Origin of the sequence: Streptomyces sp. NRRL F-5123, assembly GCF_000721495.1 — a bacterium.
In the GTDB taxonomy this organism is placed as follows: domain Bacteria; phylum Actinomycetota; class Actinomycetes; order Streptomycetales; family Streptomycetaceae; genus Actinacidiphila.
Genome location: NZ_JOHY01000068.1, coordinates 77,040 through 89,823 on the forward strand (window position 1 = coordinate 77,040; position 12,784 = coordinate 89,823).

The 12,784-nt window shown below is 72.8% G+C and carries 13 protein-coding genes and 1 pseudogene; 8 read left to right on the plus strand and 6 right to left on the minus strand.

The window, feature by feature from the left end:
- Positions 1-497: 497 nt before the first annotated feature.
- Entirely contained in the window at positions 498-1,328 is an 831-nt protein-coding gene (locus IH54_RS0134275; protein WP_052398179.1) for a class I SAM-dependent methyltransferase, read from the minus strand.
- Between the two features lie 191 nt (positions 1,329-1,519).
- Between IH54_RS0134275 and mshA the strand changes: the two genes are divergently transcribed.
- Together mshA and IH54_RS0134285 are read left to right on the plus strand one after the other, a co-directional pair.
- The gene (gene mshA, locus IH54_RS0134280; protein WP_031524581.1) at positions 1,520-2,884 is read left to right on the plus strand and encodes a D-inositol-3-phosphate glycosyltransferase; all 1,365 of its coding nucleotides are present in this window, start codon (positions 1,520-1,522) and stop codon (positions 2,882-2,884) included.
- Complete coding sequence (locus IH54_RS0134285) at positions 2,877-3,428, plus strand: YbjN domain-containing protein (RefSeq protein WP_031524582.1); 552 nt, start codon at positions 2,877-2,879, stop codon at positions 3,426-3,428. Before mshA ends, IH54_RS0134285 begins: the two co-directional genes overlap by 8 nt.
- A 140-nt stretch (positions 3,429-3,568) precedes the next feature.
- On the opposite strand, the gene IH54_RS0134290 is transcribed toward IH54_RS0134285, so the two are convergent.
- The gene (locus IH54_RS0134290) at positions 3,569-4,861 is read right to left on the minus strand and encodes an MDR family MFS transporter (protein ID WP_031524583.1); all 1,293 of its coding nucleotides are present in this window, start codon (positions 4,859-4,861) and stop codon (positions 3,569-3,571) included.
- A 98-nt stretch (positions 4,862-4,959) separates the two neighbouring features.
- Here IH54_RS0134290 and IH54_RS0134295 point away from each other — a divergent pair, with 98 nt between their 5' ends.
- Positions 4,960-5,718 (plus strand): phosphoglyceromutase, encoded by a 759-nt coding sequence (locus tag IH54_RS0134295; RefSeq protein WP_031524584.1) that lies wholly within the window; start codon positions 4,960-4,962, stop codon positions 5,716-5,718.
- Between the two features lie 195 nt (positions 5,719-5,913).
- Complete coding sequence (locus IH54_RS0134300) at positions 5,914-6,411, plus strand: DUF1877 family protein (RefSeq protein WP_031524586.1); 498 nt, start codon at positions 5,914-5,916, stop codon at positions 6,409-6,411.
- Here the strand turns inward: IH54_RS0134300 and IH54_RS40600 are convergent.
- Positions 6,357-6,922, minus strand: a pseudogene (locus IH54_RS40600) (tyrosine-type recombinase/integrase); the annotation flags it as partial. The gene IH54_RS0134300 and the pseudogene IH54_RS40600 overlap by 55 nt on opposite strands.
- Before the next feature lie 114 nt (positions 6,923-7,036).
- Here IH54_RS40600 and IH54_RS0134310 point away from each other — a divergent pair.
- Together IH54_RS0134310 and IH54_RS0134315 are read left to right on the plus strand one after the other, a co-directional pair.
- Complete coding sequence (locus IH54_RS0134310; RefSeq protein WP_031524588.1) at positions 7,037-8,416, plus strand: NAD(P)/FAD-dependent oxidoreductase; 1,380 nt, start codon at positions 7,037-7,039, stop codon at positions 8,414-8,416.
- Positions 8,417-8,917: 501 nt separating this feature from the next.
- Entirely contained in the window at positions 8,918-9,340 is a 423-nt protein-coding gene (locus tag IH54_RS0134315) for a VOC family protein (RefSeq protein WP_031524589.1), read from the plus strand.
- Between the two features lie 48 nt (positions 9,341-9,388).
- On the opposite strand, the gene IH54_RS0134320 is transcribed toward IH54_RS0134315, so the two are convergent.
- Together IH54_RS0134320 and IH54_RS0134325 are read right to left on the minus strand one after the other, a co-directional pair.
- Positions 9,389-9,823 (minus strand): VOC family protein, encoded by a 435-nt coding sequence (locus tag IH54_RS0134320; protein WP_234344163.1) that lies wholly within the window; start codon positions 9,821-9,823, stop codon positions 9,389-9,391.
- Positions 9,824-9,858: 35 nt separating this feature from the next.
- Positions 9,859-10,419 (minus strand): hypothetical protein, encoded by a 561-nt coding sequence (locus IH54_RS0134325; RefSeq protein WP_159012238.1) that lies wholly within the window; start codon positions 10,417-10,419, stop codon positions 9,859-9,861.
- Between the two features lie 198 nt (positions 10,420-10,617).
- Between IH54_RS0134325 and IH54_RS0134330 the strand changes: the two genes are divergently transcribed.
- Together IH54_RS0134330 and IH54_RS0134335 are read left to right on the plus strand one after the other, a co-directional pair.
- Complete coding sequence (locus IH54_RS0134330) at positions 10,618-11,910, plus strand: glycosyltransferase (RefSeq protein WP_031524599.1); 1,293 nt, start codon at positions 10,618-10,620, stop codon at positions 11,908-11,910.
- 98 nt (positions 11,911-12,008) lie between these two features.
- Entirely contained in the window at positions 12,009-12,443 is a 435-nt protein-coding gene (locus tag IH54_RS0134335) for a hypothetical protein (protein WP_031524602.1), read from the plus strand.
- 114 nt (positions 12,444-12,557) lie between these two features.
- Here the strand turns inward: IH54_RS0134335 and IH54_RS45890 are convergent.
- Positions 12,558-12,784: hypothetical protein (locus tag IH54_RS45890; RefSeq protein WP_234344166.1), on the minus strand; the 227-nt coding region annotated here is incomplete at its 5' end.

The window sequence follows — 12,784 nt, forward strand, 5'->3', positions numbered from 1 at the left end:
GCCTTGCTTTGCCATCCCCGGCCCCAGGAACCCTAGTGGCTGGACCTGACGTCACGGGAGGGGCAGTTGTAAACCGTCACCGTCATATGCGGTGGCCAGGGCGGGATTTCGCCACCGATGTGGGGATCCGCACATGACGTATGTCACGCGGTTCCACTGCAACCATGCCCCGTATGCGGCCCACTGACGGAACCGATCCCGGGTGAATGGCGGGGGAGTACGGGAATTGTCCGCCCCTGCATATTGGGCGGCGAAATCAACCCCCACGGGCTATTTGTGCGAGCGGGGTGTCACCCGGAGTGAGCCGCGCGCCGCTACGCGCCCGCGTACGCCGCTGTCCGAGTTCTGCCCCTCCTCGCGCCCTTCCATGCGCGCCCGTCCGCGCCCGTCCGCGCCCGAGCCCGCCCGGAGCGGCCCGCGCCCGTCCGCCTCCGTTGGTGCCCGCCGCGCCGCCTGCCCCCGCCCCCGTCCGCCGGTCGGCGCCACCGCAGACGGCCTCAGCGCGGCGCCAGCGCCTCCCACGCCACCGTGACCTCGCCCTGCCGCCAGCGCGCCGGGCCGTCCGTCACCGGCCAGCCGTCGGCCCGCAGGGCGCGTACGGCCGCGATCCAGCGCTGCCGCGCGCCCAGCGCCGACAGCGGCGCCGCCGCGGCCCATGCCCGGTCGAAGCCGGTGAGAAACGCGTGCACGCCCTCACCCGGCACATTGCGGTGGATCAGCGCCTTCGGCAGCCGTTCCGCCAGGTCGGACGGGCGCTCCAGCGAACCCAGCCGGGTGGCGAAGGTCACCGTCCGCGGGCCCCCGGGTCCGAGCGCGACCCATACGTGCCGCCGCCCGATTTCGTCGCACGTGCCCTCGACCAGCAGCCCGCCCGGTGCGAGCCGCTCCGTGAGCCGCGCCCACACCGCGGGCACCTCGTCCTCGGCGTACTGCCGCAGCACGTTCGCGGCGCGGATGAGCGTCGGCCGCCGCCCGTCCGGCAGCGGCACCTCGAAGCCGCCGCGCACGAAGTCCAGCCCCTCGCGGGCGTACGGCAGCGCGGCGGCGACCCGCGCCGGGTCGATCTCCACGCCGACCACCTCCGCGTCCGCCCGCACCCGGCGCAGCCGCCCGAGCAGCTCGACGGCGGTCCACGGCGCGGCCCCGTACCCGAGGTCGACCGCAAGCGGGTCGGCGGTGCGGCGCAGTTGCGGGCCGTGCGCGGCGGCGATCCAGCGGTCCATGCGGCGCAGCCGGTTGGGGTTGGTGGTGCCCCTGGTCACGACGCCGACCGCGGCCCCGGCCCCGCCTGCCCCGCGCGCCGCCCGCGCCCGTCCCGTACCGCCCATGCCCGCGAGCGTAACCGGCCGCCCGCGGGGTAGGTGCGGCTGCACGGCGGGCCGGTGCGCGGGGGCGCAGGGGCCGCGCGCGAGGGTGTCAACCGGATTTATCACGCTTCGGCAAAGGTGGAAATGGAATCCCTGCTTCCGGTGTTGCCCACGGTTGAAGGCGGGGGTACGGCTGCCGGAAGGATGGAAGGGTGACGACCCAGTACACGTCCCGGTTCGGCGGGCTGCGCAGCGCTGCCGGTGCGGCCGCCGCGGCGTACCGCCCGCACCGCAGGGGGAGCCGCCGGGTCCGCAGGATCGCCATGCTGAGCGTCCACACCTCGCCGCTGCACCAGCCCGGCACGGGCGACGCCGGCGGCATGAACGTGTACATCGTCGAGCTGGCCCGGCGGCTGGCCGAGCGGGACATCGAGGTGGAGATCTTCACCCGCTCCACCACCGGCGCCCGCCTCCCGCACGTCGAGCTGGCGCCCGGCGTGCTGGTGCGGCACATCGACGCAGGTCCCTACGAGGGCCTGGCCAAGGAGGAGCTGCCCGCGCAGCTGTGCGCCTTCACGCACGGCCTGATGCGCGCGTGGGCCGGGCAGCGCCCCGGCCACTACGACCTCGTCCACTCCCACTACTGGCTGTCCGGCCACGTCGGCTGGCTCGCCGCCGAGCGCTGGGGCGTCCCGCTCGTGCACGCCATGCACACCATGGCCAAGGTCAAGAACGCCGCCCTCGCCGAGCACGACACGCCCGAACCCGTGGCGCGGGTGATCGGCGAGACCCAGGTCGTCGCGGCCGCCGACCGGCTCATCGCCAACACCGACGAGGAGGCCGACGAGCTGGTGCGCCACTACGCCGCCCCGCCCGGCAAGGTCGCCGTCGTCCACCCCGGCGTCAACCTCGACCGCTTCCGCCCCGACCCCGGGGGCCGCGCCGCCGCCCGCGCCCGCCTCGGCCTGCCGCAGGACGCGCTCATACCCCTCTTCGCCGGCCGCATCCAGCCGCTCAAGGCGCCCGACGTGCTGGTCCGCGCGGTCGCGGTGCTGCTCGCCGAGCGGCCCGGGCTGCGCGACCGGCTGCTCGTGCCGATCGTCGGCGGCCCGAGCGGCACGGGCCTGGCCAAGCCGGAGGCGCTGCACAAGCTCGCCGCCCGGCTCGGCGTCTCCGACGTCGTCCGCTTCCAGCCGCCCGTGCCGCAGGAGCAGCTGGCCGACTGGTACCGCGCGGCCACCGTGCTGGTGATGCCCTCGCACAGCGAGTCCTTCGGCCTCGTCGCGATCGAGGCGCAGGCGTGCGGCACGCCGGTCGTCGCGGCCGCGGTGGGCGGGCTGCCGGTCGCGGTGGCCGACGGGCGCACCGGCTTCCTCGTCGCCGGACACGACCCGCACGACTACGCGCGCGTGCTCCGCCGCTTCGCCGACCACCCGCCGCTCGCCGACACACTCGGCGCCGCGGCCGCCCGGCACGCCCGAGCCTTCGGCTGGGGGGCCTCCGCGGAGGACACGGCCGAGGTGTACGCGGCAGCGCAGTGGGAGCACCGCCGTCGCCTACGATCGCCCCATGGCTGAGCCTGAGCAGGGCGGCGCCGCCGACGGCGCCAGGGGTACGGACGACGGGCCCGCCGCCGAGGCCGCGCGGCGGGTCGTCGAGCAGGTGCTGCGCGAGTCGGAGCTGCCGTGGGAGTCGCCGCGCTCCGGCACGTACGTCACGCAGCTGCCCGGCACGCGCAAGCTGTCGACCACCTGCCAGCTGATCGTGGGGCGGCACACCCTGTCGCTCAACGCCTTCGTCGTGCGCCGCCCGGACGAGAACCACGAGGCCTTCCACCGCTGGCTGCTGGAGCGCAACCTCAAGCTGTACGGCGTCGCGTACGCGGTCGACCGGCACGGCGACGTCTACCTCACCGGCCGCTTCCCGCTCGCCGCCGTCACGCCCGACGAGGTCGACCGGCTGCTCGGCGCGGTGGTCGAGAACGCGGACGGGTCGTTCAACACGCTGCTGGAGCTGGGCTTCGCGACCGCGATCCGCAAGGAGTACGCGTGGCGGGTCTCGCGCGGCGAGTCGACCCGGAATCTGGACGCGTTCAGCCGGTTGACCAGCGAGGAAGCGTAGCGCTGCGCGACGGCGGGTGGCTGCGCGGGCCGTACGTCTCGGGGGTGCGGGTGGCTGCGTGGGCCGTACGTCTCGGGGGTGCGGGTGGCTGCGTGGGCCGTACGCCTCGGGTGGCGGCGGCCCGCACCGCCGTACGGGGCTTACGCGGGCGCGTCCGCGGTCTCGGCGGCGACGCCGTCCGTGCCCGCCACCGCCCGCTTCCCGGCCGCGGCCGCATCCGTCGCCGTACCGGGCTTGAGCAGCACCCAGTAGCCGACCGACGCGACCGTACCGACGACCGCGCAGCCCAGCCACACCGTCGCGCGCCCGAGGTACTCCAGGGTGAGGCCGCCGACGAGCGGCCCGACGAAGGCGGCGGCGGCCCAGGCCAGCGTGGAGACGCCCTGGTAGCGGCCGCGGGCGTGCTGGGGGGCGAGGTCGGCGACCGCCGACATGGAGGCGGGCGCGTGGATGATCTCGCCGATCGTCCACACCGCGACGGTGAGTGCGTACAGCGCGACGGTCGTCGCGAAGACGGTGAGCCCGATGCCCCAGGAGAGGACGAGGCAGCCGGTGGCCAGCAGAACGGCGTTGCTGCGGGCGCGCAGCGCGCGGGTGACGGGGATCTGGAGCAGCACGATGACGACACCGTTGATGCTCGCGACGAGGCCGAACTGCTGCGAGCTGAGCCCGTGCTCGCCCATGTCGACGGCGAGCGTGGAGTTGGCCTGCTGCATCACGGCGGCGAAGACGAAGATCAGCCCGGTGAGGACCATGAAGCGCCGGTCGCGCAGGACGTCCAGGAGCGTCGTCCGGCCGGCGCCGGTGCCTGCCCCCGCTTCCTGCGCCGTGCTCTTCGCCGCCTCCGGCCTGGTCTCCGACACCTTCGCGTAGACGACCACCGCGCACAGCACGGTGGTCAGCGCGTCGCCGAGGAAGAGCCACAGATAGCCCTCGGCGGCGATGAAGCCGGCCGCGGCCGCCGAGACGCCGAAGCCGATGTTGATCGCCCAGTAGTTGAGGGAGTACGCGCGGACCCGGTCCGCGGCCGGGACGAGGTCGGAGATCATCGCGGAGAGCGCGGGCCGGGAGGCGTTGCCGGTCAGGCCGACGAGCGTCGCGACGGCGGCGATGGCGACGGGCCCGTCCGCGAAGCCCAGCACCGCGGTCGTCACGGCGGCGCCGAGCTGCGCGGCCAGCAGCGTCACGCGCCGCCCGAGCCGGTCGGCCAGCACCCCGCCGAGCACCGCCCCCACCGCGCCGCCGAGCCCGAAGAGGGCGGCGACCAGACCGGCGTACGCGGCGGAGTACCCGCGGTCGACGGTGAGGTAGAGCGCGAGGAACGTCACGACGAAGCCGCCGAGCCGGTTGACCAGCGTGCTCGTCCACAACCACCAGAACTGCCCCGGCAGGCCGCCCGCCGTCTCTCGTACCGCTCGGCTGATGGCCGCCACGGGTCACTCCCAGGTCTCTTGTAAGAGGCGCAATCGCATCGCGCATCTTACGGAGCCCGGTCGCGAGGGGCGATCGGATTTCTCTTAGACTCGATGGCATGGCTGCTGCTGCGTACAAGCTGATCCTGCTCCGCCACGGCGAGAGTGAATGGAACGCGAAGAACCTGTTCACCGGCTGGGTGGACGTCAACCTCAACGACAAGGGCGAGAAGGAGGCCGTCCGCGGCGGCGAGCTGCTCAAGGACGCCGGCCTGCTGCCGGACGTGGTGCACACCTCACTCCAGAAGCGCGCCATCCGCACCGCCCAGCTCGCCCTCGAAGCCGCCGACCGCCACTGGATCCCGGTCCAGCGCAGCTGGCGCCTCAACGAGCGCCACTACGGCGCCCTCCAGGGCAAGGACAAGGCCCAGACCCTCGCCGAGTTCGGCGAGGAGCAGTTCATGCTGTGGCGCCGCTCCTACGACACCCCGCCGCCCCCCCTTGAGGACGGCACCGAGTTCTCCCAGAGCGACGACCCGCGCTACGCCTCCATCCCCCCGGAGCTGCGCCCCCGCACGGAGTGCCTCAAGGACGTCGTCCACCGGATGCTCCCTTACTGGTACGACGCGATCGTCCCCGACCTCCTGACCGGCCGCACCGTCCTGGTCGCCGCCCACGGCAACTCCCTGCGCGCCCTGGTCAAGCACCTCGACGGCATCTCCGACGCGGACATCGCGTCCCTCAACATCCCCACGGGCATCCCCCTCGCCTACGACCTGGACGCCGACTTCCGCCCGGTGACCCCGGGCGGCCGCTACCTCGACCCCGACGCTGCGGCGGCGGCGATCGAGGCGGTCAAGAACCAGGGCAAGAAGTAGTTCGTCCGTACGTTCATGCCTCCGACCTGCGGCTTCTTCCGCGGGACGGGGGCATGACTGCGTCCTGGGCCGTGCGTGGGCCGTGACTCCGACTCGGGGCACGGCAGACCGCTGGGGCGTTTCGCCGTCAGTGCCGTCGAGTAGGTTCTGCCCGTTCGGCCCGACAAGCGGGCTGCCGAACTGGGGGTCGCCGCAGTGAGCATCCACCTGCACTTTCGCGCCGTCGTGGAGTCCGAGATCCAGGACGACCACACGTGGCTTGCGGCGTTCATGTCCGAGGCTTGGGACAACCACCCCGACGAGTATGCGGCGGGTATCGCCACCTCGATCAACAAGGCCTACGACAGCGTCAATGACCTCTACGCCGTGGCCGATCTCCTCGACACTGACGCCGGCAAGCCTTGGGCGTTCCCGATTTACGGTGGCCGCCCCGTGCCGCACGCTGCTGACGCCGACCCCTCCGACCCACCCATGATGCTGCTGGAGCCGCCTGAGGCGTCCCAGGCCGCAGATTTCCTCGCGACTGTTTCCTTCGACGATCTGTGGAACGCCGCCGGTGCCAAGCTCATTCGGCCGGGCTGGGACCCGGCGCAGGTCAGGCAGGAGTTCCTGGATTATCACAGCGACCTTCGAAGGTTTTACGGGCGGGCGGCTTCGGCAGGCCACGCTGTGGTCAAAGCGCTGTGGGCTTGATACGCGGTCAGGGGCAGATCGTTCCGAACCTGTGCCGGGCGGTAGACGTTCGCAACCGCATTCCTGGGGCGCTCCTGGCTGGACGGCATGAGGTGCGCGTACACCCTCAGCGTCAGCCCTGGATCGGAGTGGCCCAGGTACTCGGCCAGCGCCTTGACGCTCTCGCCAGCGTCCAGGAGGACCGACGCGTAGAGGCGCCGCAGGGCGTGCATGCCATGCTCCCGTGCTGAGGCGTACTCCGTGCCCTTCTTCCGCGCCGGGATGACGCCAGCAGCTGCAGGCGCCCGCTTCCATGTGTCCGGGTTGAACGAGCTGCGCCAGACGTGCCCACCGATCGGCCCCGTGAAGACCAGCTGACCGGTCACCAGCGGCCCACCGGTGACCTTCCACGGCAGCGTGATGTCCACCGGCGGGAACCGCTTCATGCGTGCCGCAAGGCATCGGCCACGGGACCAGGCAGCGGCACGTCCCGCAGCTTGCCCCCCTTCGGCGGCGCGAAGACAGCCTCCGCTCCGGCAGCCGCGGCCTCCGGATCGCCCCCGCACCGCGACGGACGACGCTGGATCCGGACTGGAGATCGCCCGGCAGTAGGCTCATTCCGCAACACGACGCGAAGGGGAGCTCAGTGGCGCGGGTTGCGGTGCTCGGTGGGGGTATCAGCGGGCTGGGGGCGGCGCTCATGCTTGGTCGACGGGGCCACTCGGTCACGTTGTTCGAGCAGGACGCGCGGCAGGCCGGAGACGACCTGGACCGGGATTTCTTCCACTGGGACAGGCCCCGAATCCCGCAGGCCGTCCAGCCGCACTCGTTCCTCGCGCCCGTGCGCACCGTGTTGCGCACCGAGGCTCCTGATGTCTATGCGGACCTGCTGGCACGCGGAGCCCGGGAATATCACGAGTTCGACTGGTTCGGTGTGCATCCGCTGCATCGGGCCGGCGACGAGGACTTGATGACCCTGCGCACCCGCCGGATCGTGCTGGAGGCCGCGTTGACCGCGGCCGTGCGGCGGGAACGCACCGTTGAGGTGCGGCGAGGATGCCGGGTGCGCGCCCTCACCATCGAGGAGGGACGTCCTGCCCAGGTAACCGGCCTGCAGGTGGGCGCAGAACTGCACCAGGCGGACCTGGTCGTCGATGCCTCGGGTCGTCGCTCGCCGGTGCCCGCCTGGCTGATCGCGGCAGGTTGCCGCCCGCCCGTGGTCGACAGCCACCGCGCCGGGATCGCTTATCTGTGCCGCTGGTACCGCCTGCGTGCCGACGGTCCGCGTGACCCCGGGCGGGTGAAGACCGGCTCGGCCGCACCGTTCGCGCTCGCTGGCGTCTTTCCTTCCGACAACGACACCTTCGCGGTGAACCTGGTGCTCTCCACAGGTGATCCGACCCGGGGCGCGCTTACCGACCCCGCCGTGTTCGAGGCCGCCGCCCGCCGCTTCCCCGCCACCGCTGCCTGGCTCGGCCTGGCCCCCGAACCACAGTCAGCCGTCCTGGCGATGGCCGGTTTGGACAACCTCTGGACCGCCCTCGCGGACGATGACGGACCTGTCGTCACCGGCCTGGTCAACGCCGGGGACAGCCTCATCCACACCAACCCCACCTTGGGTCAGGGCGCGGCCCTCGGCCTGCGTGCCGCCCAGTACCTCGCCACACATGTCGACCAGATCGCCGCGGACCCCGTCGTCTACCACACCTGGACAACCAAGGCCCTCCGCCCGTGGTTCGACGCGCAGGTGACGGTCGACCGCGCCAACGAGCAGCGCCTCGCCGAGTGCTCACCCTCCTCGGATCGGCGGGCCGCTGCCCTGGCCGCCTGCGCCTATGACGATCCCGTCGTCATGCGCGCCCGAGCCCAGGTGCGCCATCTCCTGCGACTAGCCCACGACGCCTACGGCACCGACGAAGTGGACCGACACGTCACCGCGTGGCTGGTCGCCCACCCAGACTTCACGCCAACATACGACGGCCCGACCCGAGATCAGTGGGATGCACTTATCCCAGATTGGAAGTAGGAGTCCGGGGCATTCTTGAAGCGGGGCAGGTCAGGAATTACGGTGCTTCTCCTGGGTCTTCTGAAGCGGAAGCTGTCGGTGCCGGTCTCGATGATGTGAGCGTTGAAGGTCACCCGCTCCACGATCGCCGCCGGTGCGATGCGGTCCCGGTATTCCTCAGGAAGCGGTTGGGGCGCGCGGTCGAGCGGAGTCAGGCCACGACGCGGGGGTCGGGGCGACGCACGCAGGCGTCTGGCCTCACAGATCACGGCCACCGGCTGCTTCCCCGGGCAGGGAACTGCGGGGCGGGGGCATGTGCGTATCCAGTCCCCGAAGGGCCGTGCTGGCCGGTGCCCGCCCCGGGGCAGTACGCGGCTCCGCTGTGGAGCGTCCGGTGACGGAGGGGGAAAGGCTCGGGCCGCAGGACTAGGGCCCCTGGTCCAGGGCTATCGGCCGATGGCCGACGGGGAGGCCGAAACCTAGGCTGCTGAGCAGGAAATGGCAGCTCAGGAAGAGGTCACGATGGCCCTCAACGGTCGCAGTCACATCCGTATCGCCCGGCCCTCCCGGGACCTTGTGGTGGCCGAGCGGTTCTGGGTGCGGGGGCTGGGGCTCCGCGTGGTGTGGCGGGCCGAGGGCGGGGCGGAAGCCGGGGCGGAACCCGATGGGCACGATCTGCTGATGGTGGGGTGGCCGGACGCCGGCTGGCATCTGGAGCTGGTCCACGCGCCCGCCGGGCCGGTCGGGCCCCGGCCCACCGAGGAGGACCTGCTCGTGGTCTACGTCGACGGGCCGGTGCCTGATGACCTGGTCAGCCGGTTGGAGGAGCACGGCGGCAAGCGGGTGCCCTCGCCGAACCCTTACTGGAACCGGTGGGGCGTCACGATCGAGGATCCGGACGGCTACCGGCTCGTGCTCTGTGAGCGGGCCTGGTCGAACGCGTAGCGGCGGGTTCCCGCCCCGGGCGGTACGCGGCTTCTCCGGGGGAGGGCGTCAGCCGATCTGCTCCGCCAGCGCGACGATGATGCCCGCCGGGCCGCGGAGGTTGCAGAGGCGGTAGGCGTTCTCGTACCGGGCCACCTCGCCGAGGAGTTCGGCGCCGTGCGGGCGCAGGCGGGCGAGGGTGGCGTCGAGGTCGTCGACGGCGAACATGACGCGGTGCACGCCCAGGGTGTGGGGGGCGGGCGGGGGCGCGGGGATGGCGGCGGGGGAGTGGAAGGCCGTGAGTTCGAGCTTTCCGTGGCCGTCCGGGGTGCGCATCATCGCGATGGTGGTGCGGACGCCGTCGAGGCCGAGCATCTGGTCGGGACAGCTCCCCGAGAGCTCCGCCTCGCCCTCCAGCTCCATGCCGAGGGCGGTGAAGAAGGCGACGGCGGCCGCCAGGTCGTCGACGACGACGCCTACGTTGTCCATGCGCTGGATCGTCACGGGGTGCTCCTTCGTCGTTGCGCGGTACGTTGCGGCTACTGGTACCCCGGGGACGGGGCGGGTGCCTCGTTCTGGGGGAGGGGATCCTCGCTGCGGAGGCGGAAGGCGGACGTGACGCCCAGGTCGTGGCGGGCGGCGAGGTAGAAGACGTCGCGCTGGTCCTGGAAAGCGAGGAAGGCGCGGGTCCAGTCCGCGGGGGTGTCGGCCGGCGACGGGGTGCGGACGAGGCGTTCGAGGGTCCAGGCGTGGCGCTGGAGGGCTCGGGCGGCGGTGATCGCGTCGGCGTCTCCCAGGAGGAGGACGGCCTCGAAGGCGTGTCCGCGGTCCTCCTCGGCCGTGGCGAGCAGGGCGAGGCCCGCGTCCAGGTCGAGGGGCTGGGGAAGGGTGGACAGGCCGCGGGCGGCCGCCAGACGGCCCGCGATCGAGGTGAACCTCTTGATCGCGTTCGCGAAGCCGAGGTACGCCTCCAGGCGGCGTTCGTCCCAGCGGGTTTCGAGCCGGCGGCGCCAGCGGGCGCTCTCCATGAGGGTCGCGCCCACGTACGACGCCACCGCGCCCGCGAGCACTCCGAGCAGCGTGAACAACTGACCCGACACGTCCCCCCCTCCCGTGGTGGTGCCGCTCAGTATGCCCAGGACGGGGTGCGGCCGTACGGGGGACGGTGTGCGTGTCGGGCGGGGGAGGCCGGCCGGCGGGTACCCACCATGGGGGGAACCGGCTCACCACGCGGGAGAGATCATGGCCTGTCGCAGGACCGGGCGCCGCGGCGCGCAGCACGTCCCGGGCGGCGGCCGGTGAGCCGCAAGGGCCGGAGCCGGGGCACGCCGAGCCCGCGTGTCTCCGTCTTCACGCCCAGCCACGATCCGCGCTACCTCGACGACTGCCTCGCCTCCCTCCGGCGCCAGACGTTCACCGGCTGGGAGTGGGTCGTGCTGCTCAACCAGGGCGCGCGGTGGCGGCCGGAGCCGGCGGACGAGCGGGTGCGGGTCGAGGTCGCGGACGGCGTCAAGGGGGTCGGGGCGGCCAAGCGGCGGGCGTGCGCGGCCACGCGCGGGGAGTTCCTGGTCGAGCTGGACCACGACGACGTGCTCGCCTCGGACTGCCTCGCGCGGATCGTCGAGGCCTTCGACGCCGACACGGACGCCGTCCTCGTCTACAGCGACTGCGCCCAGATCCGGGCCGACGGCAGCGCCGACACCTCCCGTTTCGACATCGCCCACGGCTGGGAGTACGAGGATGCGGTGGTCGACGGCCGGAGCGTCCTGAGCCTGCGCTCGCTCGCGCCCGTCCCGCACAACGTCTCGTACATCTGGTATGCGCCCAACCACGTCCGGGCCTTCCGCTTCAACGCCTACGACAAGGTCGGCGGGTACGACGCGGAGCGGGACGTCCTCGACGACCAGGACCTGATGTGCCGGCTCTACCAGGCCGGGCCCTTCCACCACGTCCCGCGCTGCCTCTACCTCCAGCGCGTGCACGCGGGCAACACCCAGAGCGTCCCGGAGACGAACGCCCGCATCCAGCGCGAGACGGTCGCCCTCTACGACCGCCACGTCGAGGGGAACGCGCTCGCCTGGGCCGAGCGCAACGGGCTGACGGCGCTCGATCTCGGGGCTGCGCACGGCAAGCCCGCCGGATACCTAGGGGTCGACCGGGAGCCGGGGGAGGGCGTGGACCTCACGGCCGCACTGCCCGACCCGCTCGACCTGGCGGACGGCTCGGTGGGGGTGATCCGCGCGGTGGACTTCCTGCCGCACGTGGCCGACAAGACCGGGCTGATCAACGAGATCCACCGGCTCCTCGCCCCGGGCGGCATGCTGCTGTCCCGCACCCCGAGCACGGACGGCCGCGGCGCCTTCCAGGACCCGGCGCACACAGCGTTCTACAACGAGAACTCCTTCTGGTACTGCACGGACGACGCCTACCGCCGCTACGTCCCGGGGATCTCCGCCCGCTTCCAGGCCTCCCGCCTGGTGACGTACTACCCGACCCCGTGGCACGAGGCGCACCACATCCCCTACGTGACCGCGAACCTCGTCGCCGTGAAGGAGGACGCCCCGCGCTGCGGCGGCCTGCTCCGGGTCTGAGCCGGTCGACCGGCCCGATCGGGCCTGATCCGGCCCTGGCCCCCCGCCCCGTGGCAGACTCGGCCGCGCCGGACTCGCGCAGACCGCCTCGGGGGGACATGGCTGACTTCCGGGTACGCAAGCGCCTCGTGCTCGCCGTCGCCGCCGCCCTCACCACGGCGCTGGGCATCTACGGGCTGTACTACGTCTCGCCGTACGGCCGGCACGACCGTACGGCGGCCGGCTACGAGAACCGGATACGCGCGCAGGTGCGGGCCCTCGGGGACGTGACGATCACCTCCGGGCGGCACGAGGTGGGTGGCAACCGGTGGGGGAACGGCGGCGAGTGCGGCTACGTCGTGACGCTGGAGGTCGATTCCGCGCTCCCGGCGGACGCGGTCGAGGACGGGCTGAGGGCGCGGCTGGACGTGCAGGGACTGGGGCCCGTCGAGGAGACGGTCACCCCCCTGGACAGAAGCGGCGCGCGGCACCGGCTGCGGATCGAGGTCGGCTTCCTCGGCGAGGGCGGCAGCCTCGACCTCCGCTGCGGCTGACCGGCACCCACCCCGCACGGCACCCTCCCCGCACGGCACCGGCACCGGCTCCGTCAACGCACCGCGCCCCCGCGGCCGGGGCGGCGGCGGGGGCAGGGTTACGAAGCGGCGAGGTCAGCCGCTGCAGCCGCTGCACTGGCAGGGGCCACCGGACTGGCAGCCGCAGCCGCAGCCCGAGCCGCAGCCGCACGCGGCGACCAGCGGGAGCGGGATACGCAGCGGGGCCGCGGCGGCGTCGGGGGCCGACTGGTCGCGTACGGGTGTGGGCGTGGGGGTCTCCGGCATCAGTGCACCCTCCTCGGGCTTGGCCTGCCCTCCAGTGAAACGGCGCCGCCCCGGGT

Coding starts and splice junctions, on each gene's coding strand:
- IH54_RS0134275 (WP_052398179.1), bottom strand. CDS start 1,328: ATGGGCGGTACGGGACGGGCGCGGGCGGCGCGCGGGGCAGGCGGGGCC.
- IH54_RS0134285 (WP_031524582.1), top strand. CDS start 2,877: ATGGCTGAGCCTGAGCAGGGCGGCGCCGCCGACGGCGCCAGGGGTACG.
- IH54_RS0134295 (WP_031524584.1), top strand. CDS start 4,960: ATGGCTGCTGCTGCGTACAAGCTGATCCTGCTCCGCCACGGCGAGAGT.
- IH54_RS0134315 (WP_031524589.1), top strand. CDS start 8,918: ATGGCCCTCAACGGTCGCAGTCACATCCGTATCGCCCGGCCCTCCCGG.
- IH54_RS0134335 (WP_031524602.1), top strand. CDS start 12,009: ATGGCTGACTTCCGGGTACGCAAGCGCCTCGTGCTCGCCGTCGCCGCC.